27 protein-coding genes are annotated in these 26240 nt (G+C 69.1%); 16 read left to right on the top strand and 11 right to left on the bottom strand.

Annotated elements, in window-relative coordinates:
- Positions 1-17: 17 nt before the first annotated feature.
- The gene (locus ACFV9C_RS12455) at positions 18-473 is read right to left on the bottom strand and encodes a DUF6194 family protein (RefSeq protein WP_380193062.1); all 456 of its coding nucleotides are present in this window, start codon (positions 471-473) and stop codon (positions 18-20) included.
- A gap of 82 nt (positions 474-555) precedes the next feature.
- Here ACFV9C_RS12455 and uvrC point away from each other — a divergent pair, with 82 nt between their 5' ends.
- Genes uvrC through yvcK form a run of 3 tightly spaced genes read left to right on the top strand, consistent with a single transcriptional unit; the run spans position 556 to position 4382 of the window.
- The gene (uvrC, locus tag ACFV9C_RS12450) at positions 556-2580 is read left to right on the top strand and encodes an excinuclease ABC subunit UvrC (RefSeq protein WP_380193060.1); all 2025 of its coding nucleotides are present in this window, start codon (positions 556-558) and stop codon (positions 2578-2580) included.
- 6 nt (positions 2581-2586) lie between these two features.
- Complete coding sequence (gene rapZ / locus ACFV9C_RS12445) at positions 2587-3453, top strand: RNase adapter RapZ (protein WP_380193057.1); 867 nt, start codon at positions 2587-2589, stop codon at positions 3451-3453.
- The gene (yvcK, locus tag ACFV9C_RS12440; protein ID WP_380193055.1) at positions 3450-4382 is read left to right on the top strand and encodes a uridine diphosphate-N-acetylglucosamine-binding protein YvcK; all 933 of its coding nucleotides are present in this window, start codon (positions 3450-3452) and stop codon (positions 4380-4382) included. Before rapZ ends, yvcK begins: the two co-directional genes overlap by 4 nt.
- Here yvcK and ACFV9C_RS12435 read toward each other — a convergent pair.
- Together ACFV9C_RS12435 and ACFV9C_RS12430 are read right to left on the bottom strand one after the other, a co-directional pair.
- Positions 4375-5127: a hypothetical protein gene (locus ACFV9C_RS12435; RefSeq protein WP_380193054.1), complete on the bottom strand. Its 753-nt coding sequence runs from the start codon at positions 5125-5127 to the stop codon at positions 4375-4377. The genes yvcK and ACFV9C_RS12435 overlap by 8 nt on opposite strands.
- Positions 5124-5630, bottom strand: a complete 507-nt coding sequence (locus ACFV9C_RS12430; protein ID WP_380193052.1) for a SigE family RNA polymerase sigma factor — start codon at positions 5628-5630, stop codon at positions 5124-5126. Before ACFV9C_RS12430 ends, ACFV9C_RS12435 begins: the two co-directional genes overlap by 4 nt.
- Positions 5631-5756: 126 nt before the next feature.
- Between ACFV9C_RS12430 and whiA the strand changes: the two genes are divergently transcribed.
- The 7 genes from whiA (at position 5757) to ACFV9C_RS12395 (ending at position 11713) form a co-directional block, all read left to right on the top strand.
- Positions 5757-6740, top strand: a complete 984-nt coding sequence (whiA, locus tag ACFV9C_RS12425) for a DNA-binding protein WhiA (protein WP_167211148.1) — start codon at positions 5757-5759, stop codon at positions 6738-6740.
- A 207-nt stretch (positions 6741-6947) separates the two neighbouring features.
- Positions 6948-7952 (top strand): type I glyceraldehyde-3-phosphate dehydrogenase, encoded by a 1005-nt coding sequence (gene gap, locus ACFV9C_RS12420; protein ID WP_380193050.1) that lies wholly within the window; start codon positions 6948-6950, stop codon positions 7950-7952.
- 89 nt (positions 7953-8041) lie between these two features.
- A complete protein-coding gene (locus ACFV9C_RS12415) occupies positions 8042-9235 on the top strand; it encodes a phosphoglycerate kinase (protein WP_380193048.1) in 1194 nt (397 codons plus the stop codon).
- A gap of 5 nt (positions 9236-9240) precedes the next feature.
- Positions 9241-10047: a triose-phosphate isomerase gene (gene tpiA / locus ACFV9C_RS12410; protein ID WP_380193046.1), complete on the top strand. Its 807-nt coding sequence runs from the start codon at positions 9241-9243 to the stop codon at positions 10045-10047.
- Entirely contained in the window at positions 10044-10277 is a 234-nt protein-coding gene (secG, locus tag ACFV9C_RS12405; protein WP_209695429.1) for a preprotein translocase subunit SecG, read from the top strand. The genes tpiA and secG overlap by 4 nt, the downstream gene beginning before the upstream one ends.
- A gap of 15 nt (positions 10278-10292) precedes the next feature.
- Positions 10293-10652: an RNA polymerase-binding protein RbpA gene (locus tag ACFV9C_RS12400; RefSeq protein WP_209695430.1), complete on the top strand. Its 360-nt coding sequence runs from the start codon at positions 10293-10295 to the stop codon at positions 10650-10652.
- 83 nt (positions 10653-10735) lie between these two features.
- A complete protein-coding gene (locus ACFV9C_RS12395) occupies positions 10736-11713 on the top strand; it encodes an SMP-30/gluconolactonase/LRE family protein (protein WP_380193043.1) in 978 nt (325 codons plus the stop codon).
- 1 nt (position 11714) lies between these two features.
- Here the strand turns inward: ACFV9C_RS12395 and ACFV9C_RS12390 are convergent, their stop codons facing one another.
- The gene (locus ACFV9C_RS12390) at positions 11715-12311 is read right to left on the bottom strand and encodes a Uma2 family endonuclease (protein ID WP_380193041.1); all 597 of its coding nucleotides are present in this window, start codon (positions 12309-12311) and stop codon (positions 11715-11717) included.
- A gap of 64 nt (positions 12312-12375) precedes the next feature.
- Between ACFV9C_RS12390 and ACFV9C_RS12385 the strand changes: the two genes are divergently transcribed.
- The gene (locus ACFV9C_RS12385; RefSeq protein ID WP_380193039.1) at positions 12376-13236 is read left to right on the top strand and encodes an LLM class flavin-dependent oxidoreductase; all 861 of its coding nucleotides are present in this window, start codon (positions 12376-12378) and stop codon (positions 13234-13236) included.
- Positions 13237-13293: 57 nt separating this feature from the next.
- Here ACFV9C_RS12385 and ACFV9C_RS12380 read toward each other — a convergent pair whose 3' ends face one another.
- Positions 13294-13503, bottom strand: a complete 210-nt coding sequence (locus ACFV9C_RS12380; RefSeq protein WP_130385526.1) for a cold-shock protein — start codon at positions 13501-13503, stop codon at positions 13294-13296.
- A gap of 422 nt (positions 13504-13925) precedes the next feature.
- On the opposite strand from ACFV9C_RS12380, the gene ACFV9C_RS12375 reads away from it, so the two are divergent.
- Positions 13926-14201, top strand: a complete 276-nt coding sequence (locus tag ACFV9C_RS12375) for a protealysin inhibitor emfourin (protein WP_380193037.1) — start codon at positions 13926-13928, stop codon at positions 14199-14201.
- On the opposite strand, the gene ACFV9C_RS12370 is transcribed toward ACFV9C_RS12375, so the two are convergent.
- Both ACFV9C_RS12370 and ACFV9C_RS12365 read right to left on the bottom strand, forming a co-directional pair.
- Complete coding sequence (locus tag ACFV9C_RS12370) at positions 14198-15643, bottom strand: beta-N-acetylhexosaminidase (RefSeq protein WP_380193036.1); 1446 nt, start codon at positions 15641-15643, stop codon at positions 14198-14200. The two genes, ACFV9C_RS12375 and ACFV9C_RS12370, sit on opposite strands and share 4 nt — an antisense overlap.
- On the bottom strand, positions 15640-16866 hold the full coding sequence (locus ACFV9C_RS12365; RefSeq protein WP_380193034.1) for an MFS transporter: 1227 nt from the start codon (positions 16864-16866) through the stop codon (positions 15640-15642). The genes ACFV9C_RS12370 and ACFV9C_RS12365 overlap by 4 nt, the downstream gene beginning before the upstream one ends.
- A 48-nt stretch (positions 16867-16914) precedes the next feature.
- Between ACFV9C_RS12365 and ACFV9C_RS12360 the strand changes: the two genes are divergently transcribed.
- Entirely contained in the window at positions 16915-17589 is a 675-nt protein-coding gene (locus ACFV9C_RS12360; RefSeq protein ID WP_380193033.1) for a CGNR zinc finger domain-containing protein, read from the top strand.
- Positions 17590-17759: 170 nt separating this feature from the next.
- Complete coding sequence (locus ACFV9C_RS12355) at positions 17760-18176, top strand: VOC family protein (protein ID WP_380193031.1); 417 nt, start codon at positions 17760-17762, stop codon at positions 18174-18176.
- Positions 18177-18223: 47 nt separating this feature from the next.
- Here ACFV9C_RS12355 and ACFV9C_RS12350 read toward each other — a convergent pair whose 3' ends face one another.
- Positions 18224-18949, bottom strand: coding sequence for a phytanoyl-CoA dioxygenase family protein (locus ACFV9C_RS12350; RefSeq protein WP_380193030.1), 726 nt, complete (start codon positions 18947-18949; stop codon positions 18224-18226).
- Between the two features lie 69 nt (positions 18950-19018).
- Between ACFV9C_RS12350 and ACFV9C_RS12345 the strand changes: the two genes are divergently transcribed.
- Positions 19019-19825: a helix-turn-helix domain-containing protein gene (locus ACFV9C_RS12345; RefSeq protein WP_380193028.1), complete on the top strand. Its 807-nt coding sequence runs from the start codon at positions 19019-19021 to the stop codon at positions 19823-19825.
- Here ACFV9C_RS12345 and ACFV9C_RS12340 read toward each other — a convergent pair.
- On the bottom strand, positions 19791-20651 hold the full coding sequence (locus tag ACFV9C_RS12340) for a DinB family protein (protein WP_380193026.1): 861 nt from the start codon (positions 20649-20651) through the stop codon (positions 19791-19793). The two genes, ACFV9C_RS12345 and ACFV9C_RS12340, sit on opposite strands and share 35 nt — an antisense overlap.
- Positions 20652-20710: 59 nt before the next feature.
- Here ACFV9C_RS12340 and ACFV9C_RS12335 point away from each other — a divergent pair, with 59 nt between their 5' ends.
- Positions 20711-21652: a helix-turn-helix transcriptional regulator gene (locus ACFV9C_RS12335; RefSeq protein ID WP_380193024.1), complete on the top strand. Its 942-nt coding sequence runs from the start codon at positions 20711-20713 to the stop codon at positions 21650-21652.
- Here ACFV9C_RS12335 and hrpA read toward each other — a convergent pair.
- Both hrpA and ACFV9C_RS12325 read right to left on the bottom strand, forming a co-directional pair.
- On the bottom strand, positions 21638-25543 hold the full coding sequence (hrpA, locus tag ACFV9C_RS12330; RefSeq protein ID WP_380193022.1) for an ATP-dependent RNA helicase HrpA: 3906 nt from the start codon (positions 25541-25543) through the stop codon (positions 21638-21640). The genes ACFV9C_RS12335 and hrpA overlap by 15 nt on opposite strands.
- 273 nt (positions 25544-25816) lie before the next feature.
- Positions 25817-26221: a universal stress protein gene (locus tag ACFV9C_RS12325; RefSeq protein WP_380193021.1), complete on the bottom strand. Its 405-nt coding sequence runs from the start codon at positions 26219-26221 to the stop codon at positions 25817-25819.
- Between the last annotated feature and the right edge of the window lie 19 nt (positions 26222-26240).

Genomic DNA, 26240 nt, shown 5'->3' with positions numbered 1-26240 from the left:
AAACAGGACCGCAATCTTCAGCTCGTTTGCCGGTTCTGCTGGTTGGAGTACTTCCTGACCGCGAAGCCGTACGCCTCCTCGATCAACGGCAGCAGCTGGTCCAGACCGGTCGGGTTCACGATCGCGACCCAGTGCTGGGAGGCGTAGAACGGGTGCGGCATGAGTACGTCACGGGCGGCGTAGTCGTGGCCTGAGTCGAGCACCCAGTCGGCGTCGCGTTCGGTGGGCACCGGGCCGAAGAGTTCGGCGTACGTCGCCTTGGTGAGGCCGAGGTTGAGTCGCCAGGCGCCGGGCTGGTCGAGGTTCGACACCTTCTCGTAGTGGTCGCCGGTGACAATGGTGGCGAAGGGCTGCTGCCGTTCGGGCGGCAGGTCGTTGGCCGGGTCGTACAGGTAGAAGAGGTCGTCCTGGGCCTCGAGCACCCGGACACCGTCGTACGCGCGGATCGTCCGATCAACATCTCCGAATCTCATACCTTCAAGTCTGTCATTGAACCCAGACTAGAAACTTTGCGCCGATTCCGGGTTTGTCGGTGGGCCGAACTAGGGTGGTTGGGTGGCTGATCCGTCCTCCTACCGTCCCGCTCCGGGTTCGATTCCCGACTCGCCCGGCGTCTACCGCTTCAGCGACTCCGGCGGCCGGGTGATCTACGTCGGCAAGGCGAAGAACCTGCGCGCCCGGTTGTCGTCGTACTTCCAGGATCTGGTGAACCTGCACCCCCGGACGCAGGCGATGGTGACGACGGCCTCGAAGGTCGAGTGGACGGTGGTCGCCACCGAGGTCGAGTCACTGCAGCTGGAGTACTCCTGGATCAAGGAGTACGACCCGCGCTTCAACGTGAAGTACCGCGACGACAAGTCGTACCCGTGGCTCGCGATCACCTTCAACGAGGACTACCCGCGGGTGATGGTCGGCCGCGGCCAGAAGAAGAAGGGCGTGAAGTACTTCGGCCCGTACAGCCACGCCTGGGCGATCCGCGAGACCGTGGACCTGCTGCTCCGGGTGTTCCCGATGCGTTCGTGCAGCAAGGGCGTGTTCAACCGGCACCGCCAGATCGGCCGGCCGTGCCTGCTCGGCTACATCGGGAAGTGCGCGGCGCCCTGCACCGGTCAGGTGTCGCAGGAGGAGCACCGCAAGATCGTCGACGACTTCGCGGCGTTCCTGTCCGGGCAGACCGCGACGTACGTACGCCGGCTGCAGAAGGAGATGCAGGCCGCGGCCGCCGAGCTGGAGTACGAGCGGGCCGCGAAGATCCGCGACGACCTGTCCGCGCTGGACAAGGCGCTGGCCAAGAACGCGGTGGTCCTCGGCGACGGCACCGACACCGACGTGATCGCGCTGAGCGAGGACCCGCTCGAGGTCGCCGTGCAGATCTTCTACGTCCGCGGCGGCCGGATCCGCGGTGAGCGCGGCTTCATCGCCGACAAGGCCGACGGTACGGCGACCACCGGCGACCTCGTCTCGCGGTTCATCCAGCAGACGTACGCCGGGGACTCGGGCGACGCGATCCCGCGCGAGATCCTGGTGCCGACGATGCCCGACGACGCGGACGCGCTCACCGAGTGGCTCGAGGAACTGCGCGGCGCGCGGGTGTCGATCCGGGTCCCGCAGCGCGGCGACAAGAAGGCGCTGATGGAGACCGTCGAGCGGAACGCGCTGCAGACGCTGACCATGCACAAGACCAAGCGGGCCAGCGACCTGACCACGCGGAACCAGGCGTTGGAGGAGATCCAGGCGGCGCTCGACCTGCCGGAGGCGCCGCTGCGGCTGGAGTGCTACGACATCTCGAACCTGCAGGGCACCGAGGTGGTGGCGTCGATGGTCGTGTTCGAGGACGGCCTGCCGCGCAAGAGCGAGTACCGCCGGTTCGTGATCAAGGGCGTCGACGGGCAGAACGACGTCGCCTCGATCGCCGAGGTCCTGACCCGCCGCTTCAAACGCCTCCTCGACGAACGCGCCACCCTCACCGAGGACGACGACCCGAACGCCGCCCTGGTCGACCCCGAGACCGGTCGCGCGAAGAAGTTCGCGTATGCCCCGGGGCTGGTCGTGGTCGACGGTGGTCCGCCGCAGGTGGCCGCGGCCCGGCAGGCGATGGACGAGCTGGGCGTCGGTGACATCCCGGTCGTCGGCCTGGCCAAGCGGCTCGAAGAGGTGTGGGTCCCCGACGAGGAAGACCCGGTGATCTTCTCCAGGACGTCCGAGGGTCTGTACCTGTTGCAGCGGCTCCGCGACGAGGCGCACCGGTTCGCGATCACCCACCACCGCAACAGGCGGTCGAAGTCGATGGTCGAGAGCACCCTCGACGAGGTCCCAGGACTGGGTGAAGTGCGGCGTAAGACGTTGCTGCGCCATTTCGGCTCGCTCAAGAAGTTGCGCGGCGCCACCGTTGGCGAGGTGGCCGAGCTGCCCGGTTTCGGGCCGCGGCTGGCGGAGTCCGTCGTACTGGCGGTTAACGCTGCGGCAACGAAGGCGGAAACCGGCCGTGCTCCGGCGGTCAACACGGCGACAGGCGAGATACTGGGCGACGACGTCCCGGCGCCTGCCGAGGCGCCCGACGGGGATGCAGGGGAGAACTGAGAACAGATGGACGACACGGGCGGCAACCTGATCATCGTGTCCGGGATGTCGGGCGCGGGCCGGAGTTCGGTCGCCGACGTACTGGAGGACCTCGGCTGGTTCGTGGTGGACAACCTGCCGCCGATGTTCCTGACCACCCTGGTGGAGCAGGTCGTCGGGACCGGCGCGGCGCCGCGGCTCGCGGTCGTCGTCGACGTCCGGACCGGCCTGTTCTTCGACGAGCTGAGTTCTGCGATCCACGACCTGCGGCTGAAGGGGTACCGGCCGCTGACGCTGTTCCTGGAGGCGTCCGACGATGTGATCGTCCGCCGGCAGGAGAGCGTCCGGCGGCCGCACCCGCTGCAGGGCGAGGGCCGACTGCTCGACGGCATCCAGCGCGAGCGGGAGCTGCTCGGTGACATCCGGGCCGGCGCCGACCTGGTGATCGACACCTCCAGCCTGAACATCCACCAGCTGGCCGCGAAGATCGTGAACGCGTTCGGCGACGAGGAGAACGCCGAGCTCCGGGCCACCGTGGTGTCGTTCGGGTTCAAGTACGGCATCCCGGTGGACGCCGACGTGGTCGCCGACATGCGGTTCATCCCGAACCCGTACTGGCAGCCCGACCTGCGCCCGATGACCGGGCAGGACAAGCCTGTGTCAGACTTCGTGCTCGGCCATCCGCTGGCCCAGCAGTTCCTCGAGAACTACGTGGACGTACTGGACACCCTGCGGACCGGCTACCTGAACGAGGGCAAGCGCTTCGTCACCGTCGCGATCGGGTGCACCGGAGGTAAGCACCGCAGCGTCGCGATGGCCGAGGAGATCGCCCGCAGGCTGCGCGAGAAGGGCTCACCAACGTTGGTAGTACACCGGGATCTAGGCCGCGAGTGACGCGGGTTGTCGCGCTCGGTGGCGGACACGGCCTGGCGGCCTCGCTGTCCGCGCTCCGGCATGTCACCGATCAGCTGACCGCGGTCGTCACGGTCGCCGACAACGGCGGCTCGTCCGGGCGGCTGCGGCGCGAGCTCGGCGTACTGCCGCCGGGCGACCTGCGGATGGCGCTGGCCGCGTTGTGCCGCGACGACGAGTGGGGCCGGACCTGGGCCGACGTACTGCAGCATCGGTTCCGCAGCAACGGTGAGCTGCACGACCACGCGGTCGGCAACCTGCTGATCGTCGCGCTGTGGGAGCTGCTCGGCGAGGCGGTCGACGGGCTCGACTGGGTCGCCCGGCTGCTCGGCGCGCAGGGCCGGGTGCTGCCGATGTCCGCCGTGCCGCTGGACATCACCGCGCGCGTGCTCGGCCTCGACCCCGAACACCCGGAGGCGATCGCCGAGATCCGCGGCCAGGCCGAGGTGGCGTCCACCGACGGCCACGTGGTCGACGTCGCGCTCGACCCGGCCGACCCACCGGCCTGCCCGGAGGCGCTGGTCGCGATCGCCGAGGCCGACTGGGTCGTGGTCGGTCCCGGGTCGTGGTTCACGTCGGTGATCCCGAACCTGCTGGTCCCCGAGCTGTGCCGCGGCCTCGAGCAGACCAGCGCCCGCCGCCTGCTCACGCTGAACCTCGGCGAGCAGAAGGGCGAGACCGCCGGGTTCTCACCCGAGACCCACCTGGAGGTCCTGGCCGGCCACGCCCCGGACCTCCGCATCGACGTCGTCCTCGCGGACGTCGGTCACGTGCCCGACCCCGAGTCCCTGCGTCGTACGGCGCAGTCCCTCGGAGCCGAGCTCGTGATCGCCGACATCGCCGACGACGACCGCGACCTCCACCACGCGCCGGACAAACTCGCCAAGGTCTACCGGGAGATCTTCAGCTAGCCGGCAGCACGAGCCGCCGCTGCAGGACGAGTCGACCGCCGTCGTCGTACCCGCGCACCGACGCGGTCGGTGCGTCCGGGGCGAAACCTCCCTGACCGAAGGTGAAGAAGCCGTCCCGCCCGACGAGGCCGAGCCGCAGGTACTTGCCGTCGGGCGTGTCCGCGACGACCCGGGCGAGGTCGGCCGGGCCGCGGCCCTGATTCGTCCACAGCGGCAGTGGTTCCGTGCCGCCGCGGTTCTCGAGGTCGTGGCGCATCAGGGAGACATGGCCGCCGCCTTCCTGCTCGCACCCGGCGCCGACAGTACGATCCGGGGACAGGAGCACGGCGTAGAACCGTTCGTCCTGACCTGTCTTGAGCGCGACCCTCCAGGTGGTGTCGATCGGTCCTGCCTTGTCCCACGCAGCAGCCAGTATGTCGACGCGTGCACAGCGCAGCAGAATGTCGTCGTCCGTGAGCGGACTGACCGGTGGCGCAGGCTGAATGATCCTGCCGCTGGCCACATCGATGGTCACTACGGAGCCGGGTGTACGAGCCGCCGGGGCAGGGTCGGCCCGCTGACTCGGCCAAGCGCTCACGGCCCCGACGGCTGCCGCCACGACCACCGCGGTCGAAGCGAGGACGGCGACGCGGCGCCGGCGTACCGATCTCCGGCCGCGTTCGACCAGCTCGCCGACGTCGGTCGTCAGCGGCTGGTCGGAGTCGTCGGCGGCCGCGGCCAGCAGGTGTTCGATGTCGTGGCTCACGTTGCGCTCCGTTCTGGGTGGTCGAGGAGTTCGCGGAGGCGGGTGAGGGCCCGGGAAGTCTGGCTCTTCACACCGCCGGTGCCGATGCCGAGGACGTCCGCGGTCTGTTCGAGGCTGAGGTCGGCGTAGTGCCGCAGTACGACGCATGCTCGTTGGCTCGGTGGTAGCGCGGCCAGGGCCTCGACGACGAGCAGCCGGTCGTCGATCGTGCCGGCCGGATCGTGCAGGGGAGTGGTGTGGTCGTCCGTGTCGACGAGGTGTTCGCGGCGCCAGGGCCGGCGGGACTGGTCGAGTACGGCGGTCACCAGGCACTTGTGCGCGTAGCCGTTGAGGCCTTGCGTACGGTCGATCCGGTGCCAGCGCCGGTACACCTTCACCAGTGCGTCCTGGGCGGCGTCCTCGGCGCGGTGCCAGTCGCCGCACATCAGGTACGCCGTACTGCGCAGCCGACGGATCGTCGACGCCGCGAACTCGGTGAACTCGGCTTCGTCCGGTGCCCTCATGCCCCTCCTCTCGGATTGTCGTCGAGGTAACGGGACCACGGGCGCGGAAGGTTGCAACGTAACCGCGGCGTCCGCGGCCCGTTGGGACCTCCGAGGGTCTTTGACATGGGTGGGAGGATGCTTTCTATGGCGATGACAGCACAGGTGAAGTCCGAGCTGACCAGCATTCAGGTCACGAAACCGTGTTGCCGCAAGGCAGAGGTCTCGTCGATCCTGCGGTTCGCCGGCGGGCTGCACCTGGTGTCCGGACGGATCGTCGTGGAGGCGGAACTGGACAGCGGCGCCGCGGCCCGGCGGTTGCGCAAGGACATCGCCGAGATCTTCGGGCACCCGTCGGACGTCGTGGTGATCTCCCCGTCCGGCATCCGGAAGCAGACGAAGTACGTCGTCCGCGTGGTCCGTGACGGCGACGCGCTCGCGCGGCAGACCGGACTGGTCGACAACCGCGGCCGCCCGGTCCGCGGGCTGCCGCCGGCCGTGGTGTCCGGTGCGTCCTGTGATGCGGTGGCGGCGTGGCGCGGTGCGTTCCTGGCGCACGGTTCGCTGACCGAGCCCGGCCGGTCGTCCTCGCTCGAGGTGACCTGCCCCGGCCCGGAGGCGGCGCTCGCACTGGTCGGTGCGGCCCGGCGGCTCGGCATCGGTTCGAAGGCGCGTGAGGTCCGCAACGTCGACCGCGTGGTGATCCGCGACGGCGACGCGATCGGCGCGCTGCTCACCCGGCTCGGCGCGCACGAGTCGGTGCTGGCGTGGGAGGAGCGCCGGATGCGTCGCGAGGTACGCGCGACCGCGAACCGGCTGGCGAACTTCGACGACGCGAACCTGCGCCGCTCGGCGCGCGCCGCGGTGGCTGCCGGCGCGCGGGTGGAGCGGGCGCTGGAGATCCTCGGCGACGACGTACCCGATCATCTGCAGGTGGCCGGCAAGCTCCGCCTGGAGCACAAGCAGGCAAGCCTCGAGGAGCTCGGCCAGCTGCACGAACCGGCCCTCACCAAGGACGCCGTCGCGGGCCGCATCCGCCGCCTGCTCGCCATGGCCGACAAACGCGCCGCCGACCTCGGCATCCCGAACACCGAAGCCAACCTGACCCCAGAAATGCTCGACCCGGCCTGACCTCCAGGCCACCAGCTGGTCAACTGGTATACACCTGGCAGCCCCGGAGCATTCCGGGGCTGTTTCGCGTCCGGGTGGTCTGCTCGGGCGGCTACTGACCGGTCACGGTGGTCTGATGTGGATGCTACCAGTTGGTCAGGTGGGCTGTTGGGCTAGTGTTCGGAATGTAGCGGCAGTGAAAAGCCAGTTCAGAGGAGACGTAGTCCCGTGACCGTACGCGTAGGTATCAACGGCTTCGGCCGCATCGGCCGTAACTTCTTCCGCGCCGTGCAGGCGTCCGGTGCCGACATCGAGGTCGTCGCCGTCAACGACTTGACCGACAACCAGACCCTCGCTCACCTGCTGAAGTACGACTCGATCCTGGGCCGCTTCCCGGGTGAGGTCTCCGCGACCGAGGACGACATCACCGTCGCCGGTCAGACCATCAAGGCCTTCGCGGAGCGCGACCCGGCCAACCTGAAGTGGTCGGACGTCGGCGCCGACGTGGTGATCGAGTCCACGGGCTTCTTCACCGACGCGACCAAGGCCAAGACGCACGCCGACAACGGCGCCAAGAAGGTCATCATCTCCGCCCCGGCGAAGAACGAGGACCTCACCGTGGTGATGGGCGTGAACCACGAGCTGTACGACGCCGACAAGCACACGGTGATCTCGAACGCCTCGTGCACCACGAACTGTCTCGCTCCGCTGGCCAAGGTCCTGCACGACGCGTTCACGATCGAGAAGGGTCTGATGACCACGATCCACGCGTACACCCAGGACCAGAACCTGCAGGACGGTCCGCACAAGGACCTGCGGCGCGCCCGCGCCGCGGCGCTGAACGTCGTACCGACCTCGACCGGTGCCGCGAAGGCGATCGGCCTGGTGCTGCCGGAGCTGCAGGGCAAGCTCGACGGCTACTCGCTGCGGGTGCCGGTCCCGACCGGCTCGATCACCGACCTGACCGTCGACGTCTCCCGCGAGGTGACCGCCGACGAGATCAACGAGGCCTACCGGGCCGCGGCCGAGGGCCCGTTCAAGGGCATCCTGCGGTACAGCGAGGACCCGATCGTGTCGTCCGACATCGTCACCGACCCGGCGTCCTGCATCTACGACGCGCCGATCACCAAGGTCATCGGCAACCAGGTCAAGGTGTACGGCTGGTACGACAACGAGTGGGGCTACTCGAACCGCCTCGTCGACCTGGTCAACCACATCGGCGCGTCCCTCTGACGCACCCTTTCCCGCTGACGTCCGAAGGACCGGTGGGGCGTCCCGCCACTCCTTCGGACGTCAGCCTTGGCTGGTGGAGGAACTGAGCTGTGAAGACGATTGAGGATCTCGGCGACCTGGCGGGCCGGCGGGTGCTGGTCCGGTCCGACCTGAACGTGCCGATCAAGAACGAGGTGATCGGCGACGACGGCCGGATCCGCGCCTCGCTGCCGACCCTGGTGAAGCTGGCGAAGGCCGGCGCGAAGGTGATCGTCACCGCCCACCTCGGCCGCCCGAAGGGCACGCCGAACCCGGAGTTCACGCTCGCCCCGGTGGCCAAGCGGCTCGGTGAGCTGCTGCGGCCCGAGGGCATCACCGTGCACTTCGCGACCGACGTCACCGGCGAGAGCGCGCAGGAAGCCGTCCAGGAGCTGGACGAGGGCGAGGTGCTGCTGCTCGAGAACGTGCGGTACGACCCGCGCGAGGAGAGTAAGGACGAGGCCGAGCGCGGTGTGCTGGCCGAGGAGCTCGCGGCGCTCGCGGACGTGTTCGTCAGCGACGGCTTCGGTGTCGTGCACCGCAAGCAGGCCAGCGTGTACGACGTGGCCCGCAAGCTCCCGCACGCGGCCGGCGGCCTGGTGCTCGCCGAGGTCGACGTACTGCAGAAGCTCACCGAGGACCCGGCCCGGCCGTACGTCGTGGTGCTCGGCGGCGCGAAGGTGTCGGACAAGCTCGCGGTGATCGACAACCTGCTCGCCAAGGCGGACAAGCTGCTGATCGGCGGCGGCATGGTCTTCACGTTCCTCAAGGCCCAGGGCCACGAGGTCGGCAAGAGCCTGCTCGAGGAGGACCAGCTGGACGTGGTCCGCGGCTACCTGAAGGAGGCCGGCGACAAGATCGTGCTGCCGACCGACATCGTGGTCGCGCCCGAGTTCAAGGCCGACTCCCCGGCGACCGTGGTCGCGGCCGACGCGATCCCGGCCGACCAGCTCGGGCTGGACATCGGCCCGGAGTCCGGCAAGGCGTTCGCGGCCGAGGTCGCGACCGCGAAGACCGTGTTCTGGAACGGGCCGATGGGCGTTTTCGAGATGGCGGCGTTCGCCGGCGGAACCAAGGCCGTCGCACAGGCGTTGACCGAGGTGGACGGGCTGAGTGTCGTCGGCGGCGGTGACTCCGCGGCCGCCGTCCGGCAGCTAGGCTTCGCCGACGACGCGTTCGGCCACATCTCCACCGGTGGCGGGGCGTCGCTCGAATACCTGGAGGGCAAGGAGCTCCCGGGTCTCGCCGTACTGGAAGAGGACTGACGCAGATGGCAGACGCTGCCCGTACGCCGTTGATGGCGGGCAACTGGAAGATGAACCTCAACCATGTCGAGGCCGTGCACCTGCTGCAGAAGCTGAGCTGGACGCTGCAGGACAAGAAGCACGACTTCGACCGGGTCGAGGTGGCGGTGCTGCCGCCGTTCACCGACATCCGCAGCGTGCAGACGCTGGTCGACGGCGACCGGATGAAGATCAAGTACGGCGCCCAGGACGTGTCCACCAAGGACTCCGGGGCGTACACCGGCGAGATCTCGGCGTCTATGCTCACCAAGCTCGGCTGCACGTACGTGCTGACCGGGCACTCGGAGCGCCGGCAGTACCACGGCGAGGACGACGCCACGGTGAACGCCAAGACCACGAAGGCGCTGGCGGCCGGGCTGATCCCGATCGTCTGCGTCGGCGAGGGCCTGGAGATCCGCAAGGCCGGTGAGCAGGTGCCGTACACGCTGGCCCAGGTGGACGGTGCGCTGGCCGGGCTGAAGCCGGACGACGTCCGCAAGCTGGTGATCGCGTACGAGCCGGTCTGGGCGATCGGCACCGGCGAGGTCGCGACGCCGGAGGACGCGCAGGAGGTGAACTCCGCGATCCGGGGCCGGCTCGAGGAGACGTTTTCACCGTCGGTCGCCGACTCGGTACGGATTCTTTACGGCGGATCGGTGAAGATGGCCAGTGCAGGTGGCATCATGGCCCAACCGGATGTCGACGGTTGCCTGGTCGGAGGCGCGAGCCTGCAGGCCGACGAGTTCGCCGGCATCTGCCGTTACCTGGACCTTCAGTTAGGCTACTCCTCGTGATTCTCGCTTTCTCGATCGTCGTGATCGTCTGCAGCCTCATGCTGACGTTGCTCGTCCTGCTGCACAAAGGCCGCGGTGGCGGTCTGTCGGACCTGTTCGGTGGCGGTGTCTCGTCCAGTCTGGGCGGCTCCTCGGTCGCCGAGCGGAACCTGGACCGGATCACCATCGGCATCGGTCTGGTCTGGTTCGCTGCCATCGTCGCGCTCGGCCTGCTCTACAAGCTCGGCTGAGGGGAGTAGGTTCCCGTGGCTGGTGGTGGCAGTGCGATTCGTGGCAGCCGGGTCGGTGCCGGGCCGATGGGCGAGGCGGAGCGCGGCGACACCGCGCCCCGGCAGCGCATCGTGTTCTTCTGTGCGAACGGGCACGAGACCGCGACCTGGTTCGCGGTCGAGGCGGCCATCCCGGAGGAGTGGGACTGTCCACGGTGCGGTCTGCCGACCAGCACCGATGTGAACAACCCGCCTCCGCCGCCGAAGATCGAGCCCTACAAGACGCACCTGGCCTATGTGAAGGAGCGCCGCTCCGAGCAGGAGGCCCAGGAGATCCTCGGCGAAGCGCTCGAGAAACTCCGCGCCCGCCGCGCCCGCGGCGAGGTCATCTACTAGCAGCTCCGTGAACAGCCCGGCCGGATCCCGGCCGGGCTGTACCGTTTGTGTCGAGCTGCTTGCAGCGCGCTAAGGTCGGCGGCATGAAGTCGTCGATCTCGCCGGTCCGCTGGACCCCGCCGCCCGCGCCGCCGGTGCGGCACCCGAAGAACATCGACGTCGAGGTCGTCGAGCTGCCGGGCGCCGGTCCTGAGGACACGTTGATCGACGCCGACGGCAGCGTCCTCACCGGCCTGTACGACGGCCGCATCCTGCGCGTCTCCGCCGACGGCCGGACGATCAGCACTCTCGCCGACACCGGCGGACGGCCCCTCGGGCTGGAGTGGTTGCCGGACGGCAACGTGCTGATCTGCGACGCGAACCGGGGGCTGCTGACCCTCGACCAGGACAACCGCATCACGACCCTGCTGTCCGAGATCGACGGCCGCCCGATGCGGTTCTGCAACAACGCCGACGTCACCGAGGACGGCACGATCTACTTCACCGACTCGTCGACCCGGTTCGGCATCGACGAGTGGATGGCGGATCTGCTCGAGCACTCGGCGACCGGCAGCGTGTACCGGCGTACGCCCGACGGCGAGGTCACCCGGCTCGCGACCGGTCGCGGCTTCCCGAACGGCGTGGCGCTCAGCGCGGATCGCGGGTCGCTGTTCTGGGCCGAGACCGCGACGTACGGGCTCTACAAGCTCGACCTCACCACGGACGGCGCCGAGCCGGTGCAGGTCGCCACGATCCCAGGCCTGCCGGACAACATCGCGCGCGGCTCGGACGGCCTGATCTGGGTCGCCGTCGGGTCGCCGCGGAACGCCGTACTCGATCTGCTGCTGCCGAAGCATCCGGTGTTCCGCAAGCTGGTGTGGTCGTTGCCGGACGCCCTGAAACCGAAGGCCGCCGACATCATCGAGATCCAGGCGTACGACGAGACCGGGACGCTGGTGCACGACCTGCGCGCGCAGCACCAGGCGTTCCACATGCCGACCGGAGTCCGCGAACGCAACGGCAAGGTCTGGCTGGGCAGCATCGGCACCAGTTCCCTCGCGAGCTTTCCTACTCCCAGCTGAGTCAGCGAGGTTCGAGAAGGTCCGCAGGGTCGAAGGAGAAAGCGAACGGCTCGTCAGCTGTGAACAGTTGCCCGGAGCGCGCCTGCGCCTCCAGAACATACTCCCCGCCCGCCAGGCGGAGCAGTTCGATCAGGACGTCGTTGGGCCGGATCTCGACGTGCATGTAGTACGGAATGCCCAGCGCGGCGCAGACCGCCGGCTTGTCGATGCGATCCCGATGGAAGGACGAGGGCGAGATGATCTCGATCGGGCACAGCACCTGCTCCGCCTCGATCCAGGTCTGCTGCCGCACCGGCTGATGCAGGAGAACGAGGTCGGGCTCGATCCAGCCAGTAGGCTCGGTCCGGACGTTGAGGCCCAAGTACAACGCGTGCCCAGCCGCCGAGGCTTTCGGAGCCAGATGCCACAAGAGCGCAGGAGCAGCCCAGCCGAGTTCGCTTCCCTCGCGCCGGCTGATCGCTAGCCTTCCATCGGTTGCCTCGTAGCGGGCCGGTGCCATTCCGTCGATCGGCAGGTAGCGCCGTGCGAGCTCGATCGTCCACAAGCCATCGAGGTCGACCAACGGGTCGAAGGAACGGTGCGGTGCCGGAGCTGACATGCCACCTCCTTGTCCTGGATCACCTTAAGTCACGCTGCGCAAGCCTTTCGCGTAAGGTGCGGGCATGCGTTTCGGGATTGCGATTCTTCCGGAGTACCGGTGGCGGGACGCCGCGCGGCGGTGGCGGCGGGCCGAGGAGTACGGGTTCGACCATGCGTGGACGTACGACCACCTGACCTGGGCCGGGTTGCAGGACTCGCCCTGGTACGGGACGACGCCGACGCTGACGGCGGCCGCGACGGTGACGTCGACGATCAAGCTCGGCACGTTCGTCACGTCGCCGAACTTCCGGCATCCGCTGGCGCTGACCCGGGACATCCTCGCGATCGAGGACGTGTCCGACGGCCGGTTCCTGTGCGGGATCGGCGCCGGCGGCAGTCTGGACGCGACGATCCAGGGCGGCCCGGACCTGACCCCGCGGCAACGCCAGGACCGCTACCAGGAGTTCGTGAAGCTGCTGGACATCCTGCTCACGACGGACGGCGTGGACTTCAAGGGCGAGTACTACGAGACCCGCAACGGCCGCACGCTGCCGGGCTGCGTGCAGCAACCCCGGGTGCCGTTCATCCTGGCCGGCAACGGCCCGCGCTCACTGCGCTTCGCCGCCGACCACGGCGACGGCTGGATGACGACCGGGGGAGCAGGCGACGACCTGGAATCCTGGTTCCAGTCGGTCGCCGACCTCAGCCACCGCCTCGACGACCTTGTCGAAGGGCGCCCGTTCGACCGCTACCTGTCCCTCGACACGGCGGTCTACGCCCTCTCCAGCCCGGCCGCCTTCGAGGACGCCGTAGGCCGTGCCGCGGCCCTCGGCTTCACCGACGTCATCACCCACTGGCCCCGCGCCGAAGGCGTGTACGGCGGCTCCGAGGACGTCCTGGAAACCGTCGCCACCGAAGTGATCCCGCGACTGCGCCGAGCATGACGAAGGGGCCGCACGCCGGTCGGTGTGCGGCCCCTTCGTTGTGTGCTGGAAGGGCGATCAGGAACCGATCGCGCGGATGTTCTCCGCCTGCAGACCCTTCTGGCCCTGCGTGATCTCGAACTCCACGCGCTGGTTCTCGTCCAGCGAGCGGAAGCCCGACATCTGGATGGCCGAGTAGTGCGCGAACACGTCCGCGCCACCGTCATCCGGGGTGATGAAGCCGAAGCCCTTGTCAGCGTTGAACCACTTGACAGTACCGACAGCCATTTGTCTATCTCCTCGATGGCTATTAACAATCCGTGGCCCACACCTCATGGACCACGCGTCGCCGAAAGGCCCCAGACGACAGACCGGCCATGCAGCACAGCAAAGTCAGGGAGTCCAAAACTGCAACGCCATAACTGTAGCCGTTCTGCGGCGCGATGGTAGGGGTGACCACAAACACGTGTCGCTGATTGTCGCGAATCGCTACCCTCCGTGGTCGGCGGATCCGGGGCATCCCGGGGCCTGCCCCGAACCGGAAATCGGGCGCCGACCTGCTGTTTCGCGGGCGGCGCCGGTACGGCAGATTGGCAACGTCGGACAATTGACCGGTACGCCGGGTGATGGACGCATGATTCTGATCGAATTTCCCGGCGTGTCGCGCGGCTGTGGACAGTTGCAGGAAGTGCAACACCAAGGAGACGGAAATGATAGTGACAGTGACACGGAGTGGTGGTTTCGCCGGGCTGACCAAGCACGGGGAGCTGGACACCGAGGGGCAGCCGGACGCCGACCGCGTCGAGTCCGCCGTGCGCGCGCTGGCCGGCAAGGACCTCGGCTCGGGCCGGCCGCAGCCGGACCGCTACGTGTACCGGCTGGAGGTGCGTGACGGCCAGGGCGCGGCCGCCACGCAGCACACCGTCGCCGAGCAGGACGTGGACCCGACCACCGCTTGGCTGCTCGGCCGGGTCCTCGACCACTAGGCCCAGTTGATCTCGGGCGCCCGGTAGAAGTTGACGCCGAGGACGTCCCAGCGCGGCCCTTGCTCGGCCAGCCGGCTCTTGTACGCCGTCCAGTCGAGCGCGTCCTCCGCGGACCATCCGAGCTCTGCGATCCCGGGCAGCCGCGGGAACACCATAAACTCGACCTTGGGCAGGTCGTCGAGGGTCTCCGTCCACAGCGGCGCCTCGACGCCGTCGATCGCGCTCGCGGGTACGTTCGGGATCAGCGTGGCCGGGTTCCAGCTGTACGACTGCTCGACGCTGACCAGTCCCGCCCAGTCGAGGCCGAGCGGCGTCTCCGCGTGGTACTTCATGTCCAGGTACGCCCGGTTCGCGGGGGAGAGCACCAGCGTCGCGCCCTGCTCGACGGCCTTCACCGCGAGCGCCTGCGCCTTCTCGTCCTCGGTGCCCCAGTACTGCACCACGGTCCCGGCCGGCAGCGGCGCGTCCGCGATCTCATGCCAGCCCATCACCCGCTTGCCCTGCTTCACGACCAGTTCGGCCGCCTTCGGTACAAAGGTCAGGTAGTCCTCGTGCGGCGTCGAGTGCGCCTCGTCGCCGCCCAGGTGTACGACCTCGGCCGGAGTCTGCTCCGCGACCTCACGGAACACGTCGTCCAGGAACTCGTACGTACGGTCCAGGTCGACCGTCAGCGTGCTGAAGCCGACCTCGGTCTCGGTGTAGAGCTTCGGCGCGACCCCGTCCGCGTTCAGCTCCGGGTACGACGCCAGCGCCGCGTTGGTGTGCCCAGGCGTGTCGATCTCCGGTACGACGGTGACGTACTGCTCCCCGGCGTACCGGACGAGCTCGGCGTACTCGTCCTTCGTGTAGGAGCCGCCCGTACCGCCTCCCACCTGCAGGCTGCCGCCGTACTCGGTGAGGCGCGGCCAGGAGTCGACCTGGATACGCCAACCCTGGTCGTCGGACAGGTGCAGGTGCAGGCGGTTGATCTTGTAGAGGGACACCAGGTCGATGAAGTGCTTGACCTGGTCGACCGTGAAGAAGTGCCGCGTGACGTCGAGCATCACTCCGCGGTACCCGTACCGCGGGGCGTCCGAGATCGACGTACCGGCGATCTCCCACGGTCCGTCCTGCTGGGTGGCGGCCTCGGCCTTCGCGGGCAGGAGCTGGCGGAGCGTGGTGACGCCGCGGAACACGCCCTCGGCGGTGCCCGCGGTGATCGTCACACCGGAGGTGTCGGCGCGAAGCTCATACGCCTCACCCTCCTGCTTGCCTTGCGTGGACAGGGTGATCGTGCCGGCGCCGTCCTCGACCGGGAGTGCGTAGCCGGTCGAGCGCCGGAGCCTGGCGGCGAGCTGGTCGGCGATCGGCCGGGCAGTGGAGTCGCTGCCGATGGTGGCGTCGGGCGGCAGCGTGAAGGTCTGGTCGGGAAGCGCCTGCTGCGCCGTGGGCTGCGGAATCATGATCGTGAGTGTTCGCGGCCCACGCCGGTTACGTCAAGAGGCTTCAATATCGCCGAGGGGTCGTTCGCGCGTCGTCGAGTCAGCAGGGGCTCGCTCAACATCACAAGAGCCGCGACCGCGGTCAGCAACCCGCCTACGAGCGCCAGGGCTCGTACGGACGTGTGGTCGATCAGTGCGCCACCTACGAACGCTCCCGCCGCGATCCCGACGTTGAACGCCGAACTGGTCCCGGCCGACGCGATGTCCGTACTACCGGGCGCCACGTGCAGCGTCCGGCTCTGTGTAGCAACAGCGAGCCCGCTGAACGACAGCCCGATCACCGCGATCAGGGCCACCGTGACGACCTGCACCCGGCCCAGTGCGAACAAGAGGAACAAGCAGACCGTCAGCAACCCCAACGGGATCACCACCGCGCCCCACGGGTACCGATCGAGCACCCGCCCGACGATCAACGTTCCGGCCAGCCCGCCCGCGCCACTCGCCATCAGCATCGGCCCGAGCGCGCCAGGCGTGAACCCGGTGATGTCCAGCAGGAACGGCGTGACGTACGTGTTGAACGTCAGGAACCCGGTCACACCGACAGCCGACGTGATCAGCAGTACGACGAACCGCCTGCGGTCGGGTGCGCTGCCCCGGCGCGACGGGCTGTCCGCGACCTCGGTCCGCGGCAGCAGGACGACCACGCCGACGCAGGCGGCCGCGCCGAGCACCGTCATCACCACGAACGGCACCCGCCAACCTGCCTGTTCGCCGAGCCAGGTACCGAGCGGGATGCCGAGGATCGGCGCGAGCGCAGTACCGATCGCGAGCCGCGCGACCACCCGGCCGCGGAACTCGGGCGGGAAGAGACTGGTCGCGATCGGCGGCGCGATCGACCAGAACAACGCCTGTGAGAGGGCGATCACCAGCCGCCCGGCGAACAGCAGTTCGTACGACGGTGCGGCCGCGGAGAGCGCGGTGGCGACGGTGAGGACCCCGAGCGTGCCGGACAGGACGAGCCGGCGGGGGAGCTGGTGGGTGAGGCGGGCGAGCGGGATGGACGCGAGTACGACGACCGCGGCGTACCCGGTGACGAGGAGGCCGACCTGCGAGCGCGAGCGGTGCAGGTCGTCGGCGATCACGGTCAGCAGACCGATCGGGAGCACCTCGATGGTCACGAACGAGAAGGTCGAGACGCCGAGGAACGCCAGGGCGGCGTTCGCTCGACGGGACGAGAGGGGCATGGGTCACCTGATCCCGGCATGAGTAGGGTTACTGGTAGCGTCTCACCTATGGCCGACCGGTTTCACGGGGAATTCCGCATCGTGGGCGGGCACCCCGCGCTCGACCTGGTGAACACCGTCACCCCGCGGCTGCGCGGCGGCGAGCCGGAGCACGACTACCTCACGTCGGCGGCCGAGCTGCTCGCCTGGAGTCACCGCGTCGAGCTCGTCGAGACCCGCGATCTGAGCTCGGTCGAGGGCACCTGGCGGACCACGCCGGAGCTGGCGGCGAAGGCGTTGCGGGCCACGCTCGAGATCCGCGAGGCGACGTACGACGTGCTCGCGAAGCGCGCCGACGGCGCGGTGACGGCGGGCGACGGGATCAAGCGGAGCACGGGTTCCGCGTTCGAGCGCTTGATGTTGCGGTGGTCGGCGGCGGCCGCACGGTCGATGCTGATCCCGGACCGGACCAGCGAGCGTGGCGTGGCCGAGCTGGTCGTCGGTACGTCGCCGGCGCAGCTGATCCCGGACCGGCTGGTGGTGGCTGCGGTCGAGCTGGTGCGGACGGTCGACCCGCGGCAGCTAAAGGCGTGCCCGGTCGACGACGGCGGGTGCGGGTGGCTGTTCCTGGACCGGAGCCGGAACGGTTCGCGGCGTTGGTGCGCGATGGAGGACTGCGGTACGCGGGTCAAGATCCGCAAGCTCGCTGAGCGCCGGCGCGCTACCGGCGTACTAGCTCTTTAGTGGTAGTAATACCGTCAGCTACGGGCTCACTACGCGAGAACGCGTGTCGAAAGGTGCGAATTGTCCTCGCGACCTGTCATCGTAGGCGGCCGGGCCTTCCGACCAAGAGGGCCTTGGCCCGTCCTGCCCCACCGCGGAGCAGGGCGTACGAAACAGGACGTGGAGGACAGATGACGCAGGTGGCAGAGCAGCCGGGCAGTACTGCCGGGCGGCTCGGCTCGGTGGTGCTGGACTGCCCGGACCCACTCGAGCTCGCCCAGTTCTACTCGGCGCTGCTGGGGCTGGACATCGACGAGAACGGTGACGAGGACTGGCGGAGCCTGACCGGCCCGGGTTCCTCGCTGGGGTTCTCGACGCTGGCCTTCCGGCGCTCGGAGGAGTACGTGCCGGCCACCTGGCCGGGCACCGAAGCGCAGGACCTTCACCTCGACCTGATCGTCGAGGACATCTCCAGCGGTCACGCCACGGTCGTCGCCCTCGGCGCCGAACCGCTCGACCCGCTGGACCCGCCGCCGGCCGGGAACGACCGCGGCTGGCGGATCTACGCCGATCCCGCGGGGCATCCGTTCCGGATCTGTCTGGAGTAAGTCACCGACCCGAAGGGCCCGTCGCCGCAGACGGGCCCTTCGTCATGTCAGGCGCTGAAGTGCCTGGCCGGGTCGTACTGCGGCACCGGCTGGTAGCTGTTCACCCCGGGGTTCCCGCGCAGGTGGAACGCGCTCGGGTACGGCGTCTCCGGGTCGGTGATCCGCGTCGAGGTCGGGATGTACCGGATGGTCAGCCCGCAGCGCCGGTTCGGGGAAGTGTTGGCGTTGCTGCCGTGCACGATGTTCGGGTGGTGCACCTCGACGTCGCCCGGCGCGAGCACCATGTCGACGGCGTGCGCCTCGTCGACCTCGACCGCGATCTCCTTGCCGAGCACGCTCTCCACGTCGGTGTTGTCGCGCATCGTCAGGACGTCGGAGCGGTGGCTGCCCGGGATCACCCGGACGCAGCCGTTCTCCGGCGTCGAGTGGTCGACGGCCAGCCAGAGCGTCACCACCTCCATCGGGTCGAGCGGCCAGAACGCGGCGTCCTGGTGCCACAGCACCGGCTGACCGGAGTACGGCGGCTTGGAGATGTAGTGCGACGCGAACAGCGCGATGTCCGGCCCGATGAACTTCTCGGCGATGTCGACCAGCCGGTCGTCACTCACCAGCCGGACCCAGAACGGGTCGTCGCGCAGATAGACGTGCCCGAGCTGCTCGGGCCGTACGTCGGGATGCCGGGCCTGCAGCCACTCGACATGATCGTTCACTTCCTTGATCAGGTCGTGGTCGATGACGTCACGGAAGATCACATATCCATCGGTTTCGAACATGCTTCAAGCGTGCGCAACCGGCGGCGAATCCACTAGCAGAGGTGCGACCGGAATTTGTACTGTGGTGATGTGGAGCAAGTACTGCGCTTCGAGGCGCACGCGTTCGGCCGGCCGTACCACGCGGCCCGGGTCCGGATCCCGGCTCGCGCCCGGGACACCGAACTGCACACCCACGCGGACTTCCACGAGTTCATGGCCGTGGTGTCCGGCCACGGCGAACACCTGCTGACCACGGGCGTCACGCCGCTGCGAGCAGGGGACGTCGTACTGGTCCGACCGAGTGACCGGCACGCCGTGCGGGGGTCCGCGCCGGACGGACTGGAGTTCATCAACGTCGCGTTCCCGAGCTCGCTCTGGCAGGGCTTCCTCGACCTGACCCGCACCTCGCGCGGCCCGATCAGCGTCCACCAACCGCCCGCGATCCCGGTCTTCGAGCAGGCACTGACCCGCTTCCAGGACGCCCCGACGACGTACGACCTGCTGCGCTTCTGGACCGATCTCCTCGACCTGCTCGTCCCGCACGACACGGGCGGTCCCGGCGTGCCCGACTGGCTGGCGAAGGCATGTACGGCGATGCGCGCCGAGGAGAACCTCCGTGGGGGAGTCCCACGACTCCTCCAACTGGCGGGCGTCAGCGCTGCGCACCTCTCGCGCACCATGCGGGCCGCGTACGGCGTGACGCCGACCGCCTTCGTCACCGATCTGCGCCTCGAGCACGCCGCATCCTTGCTCGCGGCAACCAACACGTCGATCTCCGGTATCGCGATCCGCTGCGGCTTCAGCAGCCAGTCCTACTTCACCCGCTGCTTCACCACCGCCCACGCCCTCACACCAAGCGAGTTCAGGCACCGCTCCCAGCGCGCGTTCGTGCCGTGAGGTAGTCGGCGACCTCCTGCTGCTCGAAGAACTCTGCCCAGCCGGGGACGTCGACGTCGTACTGCGTGTCCTTCAGCGAGAGGTCCGCGCCGTGGTCGACGAGGAAGCGCAGGGTGTCGAGCTCGCCCGTACCGGCCGCGAGGTGAGCCGCGGTCATGCCGCCCGCGGTCCGTTCGTCGACGCCGAAGCCGCGGTCGGCGAGCTGCCGTACGACGTCCCAGCGTTGGGCCGCGGCCGCCTCCGCGAGCAGGGCGGGGCGGTCGGCCGGGGTGAGGTGGCCGGCGAGGGCCGCCGGGAACGGGTCGTCGGCGCGCAGCCCGTGGTAGAAGTCGCGGACCGTGCCGACCTCGGCGCCGTGGTGGACGAGTTCGTCGATGATGTGCAGCGCGAACGACGTGCCGTCGTTGTCGGCGTACGGTCCGGCGATGGGGCCCATCGCCCGGTCGAGATCGTCCTGGCTGAGCGCGGCGAGACGTCCACGCCAGATCTCGTACGCCCGGTCCAGCGCGGCCAGCGCGTCCGCGGCGGACCCCGGCACCCGCGGCGGCTCGTCGGCCGCGGTGTGCCCGAACCAGGTCGCCGTACGTTCGGCCTGCAGAACGTCGACGAGGTGCGTGATCCGCCACGCGAGGGTCGTGAACGGCGCCGGCACGGGCGGGAGCCTTGACCCGTCGGCGACGTACCCCTCGGCGGTTTTCCGCACCGACCAGCAGCCGTCGAACGGCTCCCAGAAGTACTCGTCATCGGTCAGCCCGTCGACGCGCTGCCGCAGCCGTTGCCAGGCGAAGTCCGACAGGTCGAGGAGGTTCCGCGAAAGCGTGGTCATGTCCTCACCGTAGGACGACCTGCGGACAGGATCGGTCCGCAGGTTGCAGAATGTCGGCAATGGACACCGCGACCCGGCTCCTCCGCCTGCTGTCCTTGCTGCACTCGCGTCCCCACTGGGACGGCGCGGAGCTGGCGGCAAGGCTCGAGATCACGCCTCGGACGGTACGGCGGGACGTCGCGCGGCTGCGGTCGCTCGGCTACCCGATCGACGCGGAGGCCGGGATCGGCGGCGGCTACCGGCTCGGCCCGGGCGGCCGGCTGCCACCGCTGCTGCTCGAGGACGCCGAGGCGGTCGCGATCGCGGTCGGCCTGCGGGTCGCGACGACCACGACCGTGTCCGGGGTCGAGGAAGCGGCGGTCTCCGCGCTCGCCAAGCTCCACCAGGTGCTGCCGGTGCGGCTACGCGAACAGGTCGACGCGATCGGCGCCCACACGACGCAGCTCCCACAGGGCGAGCTCCCCGCCGTCGACGGCGGCGTACTCGTCACGATCGCCGCGGGTTGCCGGCGTACCGAGGGGATCCGGTTCGGCTACCGCACCCACGACGGCACCGAATCCGAGCGCAGCGTCGAGCCGCTGCAGATCGTCCACACCGGCAAGCGCTGGTACCTGGTCGCCCGCGATCGCGACCGGCAAGCGTGGCGCACGTTCCGCGTCGACCGCATCACGCACCCCGAGCTGACCGGGTCCACCTACCGCTTCGACGACCCGCCGGATCCCGCCGCACTGGTTGCCGAAGGCACCGGAGTCGCCCCCTGGGACCTCGTCGCCCGGCTCCGCGTCCAAGCACCCGCCGAGACCGTCGCCCGGTTCATCCCACCCGCCCAAGGAGTCGTCGAAGCCCTGGACGCCACCAGCTGCGAGGTCCGCTTCGCCGCGAACGACCTCGGCCCGCTGGTCGCCCAGGTCACCCGGATCTACTGGCCCTTCGAGATCCTCGAGCCACCCGAACTCCGCGACGCGGTCCACGAACACGCCCGCCGGCTATTGGACAGCTAGCGCCTTCCGGATCCGCTTCTCGGACACGGGGTACGGGGTACCGAGCGTCTGCGCGAACAGGCTGACCCGCAGTTCCTCGAGCATCCAGCGGACCTCGAGGAGCTCCGGGCTCGGGTACTTGCCGGTTGGGACCGCGCGGAGCTTCTTCCGGTACTCGTCGGTGAGCATGTCGACGACGGCCATCCCGGAACGGTCCCGTGCGGCGTTCGCGCCGAGCTTGTCCAGGCGCTGCTCCATCCCGCGCAGGTACCGGACCAGATCAGGCAGCCGCTTGGCGCCGGTGTCGGTGATGAAGCCCGGGTGCACGAGCCCTTCCAACTGCCCGCGTACGTCGGACAGCGCGGCGAGCAACGCGGGCGACGAGGCGCGCGAGATCTGCTTGTCGACGGTCCGCGCATGCGCCAGTACCTGCTCCACCTGCTGCAGGATCGTCAGCACAGTGTCCGCGAGCTCCGACCGTACGGCGTCGCGCAGGATCGAGAACGCGGTGAGATTCCACGCCGGGCCGCCCGCGGCCGCCATCAACTGATCGACCGCGGCGGCGATCGCGTCGTCCAGCAGTTCGCCGACGTTCCGGTGCGGCCCCGCCATCAACGTCATTTTCTGCTGGTTGCTGAGGTGACGCTGCACCACGTCGATCACCGACGGCATCGTCAGCAGCAACAGCCGGCGCGTACCCGCCCACATCGCCGCCGCCTGGTCGCGCTCGGTCTCCTGCAGGCGGATCGCGACGCTCTTGCCCTCGTCGTACAGCGCGGGATACCCGGCCACGGTCAGACCGTTGCGGTGCTCGGAGAAGCTGCGCGGGAGATCGCCGAACGTCCAGTCGGTCAGCCCGGACTTCTCCAGGCCGCTGACCGCCTTCGACGCGACCTGTGAGATCGCGGCCGTCGTCTTCGGCTTCAGCTTCTCCTTGAGCCGGGCGAGATCCTTGCCTTCGGCCACCGTCTTGCGCTGGTCGTCCTCGACCCGGAACGTCATTCGAAGGTGCTCGGGCACCCGGCTCCAGTCCCAGTCGCCCGGCTCGATCACGACGCCTCGCAGCTCCAGCAGTGCACGCGCCATCTCGTCGGTCAGCGGCCCGGACGCCGGATCCAGCTCGGGCAGGATCTGCCGCGCGTGATCGGGGGCCGGGACGATGTTCCGCCTGATGTTCTTCGGCAACGACTTGATCAGCGTCGTGACGAGCTCCTCGCGGAACCCGGGCACGGTCCACTCGAAGCCGTCGACGGTCACCTGGTTCAGCACGAGCAGCGGGATGTGTACGGTCACGCCGTCCGCGTCGGTGCCGGGCTCGAACGCGTACGTGAGGCCGAACGTCATCCCGTTCTGCGACCAGTGCAGCGGGAACTCGTTCTCCTTCACCTCGGCGCCCTCGCGGACCACCAGCGACCGCTCGAAGTCGAGCAGGTCGTGGTCGCGCTGCCGGGCCGTTTTCCACCAGGTGTCGAAGTGCCGACCGGTGACCACCTCGGCGCCGATCCGCTCGTCGTAGAACGCGAACAGCGTCTCGTCGTCGACCAGCAGGTCGCGCCGCCGGGTCCGCTCCTCGAGCTCCTCGACCTCTTCGATCAGCTTGCGGTTCTCGTGGAAGAACTTGTGGTGCGTGTCCCAGTCGCCCTCGACCAGCGCGTGCCGGATGAACAGCTCGCGGGACACCTCCGGGTCGACCTTGCCGTAGTTCACCTTGCGCCGGGCAACGATCGGCACGCCGTACAGCGTGACCTTCTCGTACGCCATCACGGCGCCCGCCTTGCGTTCCCAGTGCGGCTCGGAGTAGGAGCGCTTGATCAGATGCGGGGCGAGCTCCTCGGCCCACTCGGGCTCGATCTTCGCGTTCACCCGGGCCCAGAGTTTCGAGGTCTCGACCAGCTCGGCGGCCATCACGAACTGCGGCGGCTTCTTGAACAGCCCGGAGCCGGGGAAGATCGCGAACTTCGTCCCGCGAGCACCGAGGTACTGATGCTGGTTCGCCGGGTCCTTCATGCCGAGGTGGCTGAGCAAGCCGGACATCAGCGAGACGTGCACGGTCTGCGGGTCGGCCGGCTCACCGGAGTTCAGCCGCACGCCGATCTGTGACGCGACCTGGCGGAGCTGCGCGTAGATGTCCTGCCACTCGCGGACGCGGAGATAGTTCAGGTACTCGCTGCGGCACATCCGCCGGAACTGGTTGCCGGACAGCTCCTTCTGCTGCTTCTTCAGGTAGCCCCACAGGTTCAGGTACCCGAGGAAGTCACTGTTCGGGTCACGGAACCGGGCATGCTGCTGGGTGGCCTGTGCCTCGGCATCCGTCGGCCGTTCGCGCGGGTCCTGGATCGACAGCGCGGCCGCGATCACCATCACCTCGCGGACGCAGGCGTGCTTGTCCGCCTCGACGATCATCCGGGCCAGCCGCGGGTCGAGCGGGATCTGCGCGAGCTGCCGGCCGATCGGGGTCAGCCGGCCGCCCTTCGGGTTCTCGATCGCGCCCAGCTCGGTGAGCAGTTGCAGGCCGTCGGTGATGCTGCGCTTGTCCGGCTCGTCGATGAACGGGAACGCGGCGATGTTGCCGAGCCCGATCGCGGTCATCTGCAGGATGACGCTCGCGAGGTTGGTGCGCAGGATCTCGGGGTCGGTGAACTCCGGGCGGTTCTCGAAGTCCTCCTCGGAGTACAGCCGGATGCAGATGCCGTCGCTGGTCCGGCCGCTGCGGCCCTTGCGCTGGTTCGCGCTGGCCTGGGAGACGGGCTCGATCGGGAGGTGCTGGACCTTGGTGCGGTGGCTGTAGCGCGAGATGCGCGCCGTACCGGGGTCGATGACGTACTTGATGCCGGGCACGGTGAGCGAGGTCTCGGCGACGTTCGTGGCGAGGACGATCCGCCGGTTCGCGTGCGGCTGGAAGACGCGGTGCTGCTCGGCGTTCGAGAGCCTGGCGTAGAGCGGCAGGATCTCGGTGGTACGGCGTTCGCCGCGGTACTTGTCGTTCAGCGCGTCGGCGGTGTCGCGGATCTCGCGCTCGCCGGACAGGAACACCAGTACGTCGCCGTCCGCCTCGTACTCGAGCTCGTCGACGGCGTCCAGGATCGCCTGCGTCTGGTCGCGGTCGATCGTGCTCGGGTCGTCCGGGTCGTTGACCGGGCGGTACCGCACCTCTACCGGGTACGTCCGGCCGGAGACCTCGACGATCGGCGCCGGGTCGCCGTTGGCGTCGGCGAAGTGCGCGGCGAACCGCTCCGGGTCGATGGTCGCGGAGGTGATGATGACCTTGAGGTCCGGGCGGCGGGGGAGCAGCCGTTTCAGGTACCCGAGGATGAAGTCGATGTTGAGGCTGCGTTCGTGCGCCTCGTCGATGATCAGCGTGTCGTACCGGGTGAGGTCGCGGTCGCGCTGCAGCTCGTTCAGCAGGATGCCGTCGGTCATCAGCTTGACCAGCGAACGTTCACTGACCTTGTCGGTGAACCGGACCGCGAACCCGATCGTCTCGCCCAGCTCGGTGCCGAGCTCCTCGGCGATCCGCTCCGCCACGGTGCGCGCGGCCAGGCGCCGGGGCTGGGTGTGCCCGATCATGCCGTGGATGCCGCGGCCGAGCTCGAGACAGATCTTCGGAATCTGCGTGGTCTTCCCGGAGCCGGTCTCGCCCGCGACCACGACGACCTGGTGGTCGCGGATCGCGTCGGCGATCTCGTCCTTGAGCTGGCTGACCGGGAGCTCTTGCGGATACGAGATCTCCGGCACGGCCTCCCGCCGTACCTCGACCCGCCGCTCGGCCTGCTCGACCGCCGCGACCACGGCGCGCAGCTCGTTGGCGCGCTTGTGCTCTTCCTTGGTACGCCGCACCCGCTCGAGCCGCCGCCCGAGCATCTCCCGGTCGTAGGCCGTCAATCCGTCAAGCCGCCCCGCAACCTCACTCAAGGTGGTGTCGTCGTGAGGCGTGCCGGACGGGGTGGTGGTCGGGGCTCCGCGGCCGCTTCCGCCGCGGCGGCGCCGACGGGGTGCCGGGGCCGGGGTGGGGGCTGGGGGAGTGGACTCGGTCCGGGCATCAGGCATAACCCGACCAGTTTAGGCGGCCGGTGCCAACGCCTCACCCCGATTACCCGGATGCCCAGCCCATCACAATCGCCGCTCCGCCGCGACCCGACGCCTGAGCCGCGCTGGTGGCGCGGATTGTGATGGCCTGGCGATCCGTCAGTCGTGCGGCGAAGGCACCTTCACGGCGAGCACCGGCACCGGCGACTCCAGCAGCACTCGCTGGGCCGTGCTCCCGAGGATCAGCTTCCCGACAGGGCTGCGACGCCGGAGCCCGAGGACGATCAGCTCGACATCGTCCGCCGCCGCGGCCTTCAGCAGCGCGCCCGCCACGTCGCCCTCGGACAGCGCCTGCTGGATCGTCACCTCTACCCCCTGCTCGCGCAGCTTCGCCTCGGCGGCGGCCAACTCGTCGGCGTTGGCGTAGCGGGCGTCGATGTAGGAGTCCCCGCGGCTCGTGTTCAGCAGCAGGATCGAGGCCCCGCGCAGCGCGGCCTCGGACGCCGCCGCGGACAGCGCCGCCTCACCCTCGGGCGTTGGTACGTATCCGACGAGAATCTTCACGGGCCCACTCTCCCATCAA

Origin of the sequence: Kribbella sp. NPDC059898, assembly GCF_042730855.1 — a bacterium.
GTDB lineage: Bacteria > Actinomycetota > Actinomycetes > Propionibacteriales > Kribbellaceae > Kribbella.
Note: the sequence above shows the minus strand (reverse complement) of the source record. Positions and strands in the feature narration are given on the sequence as shown.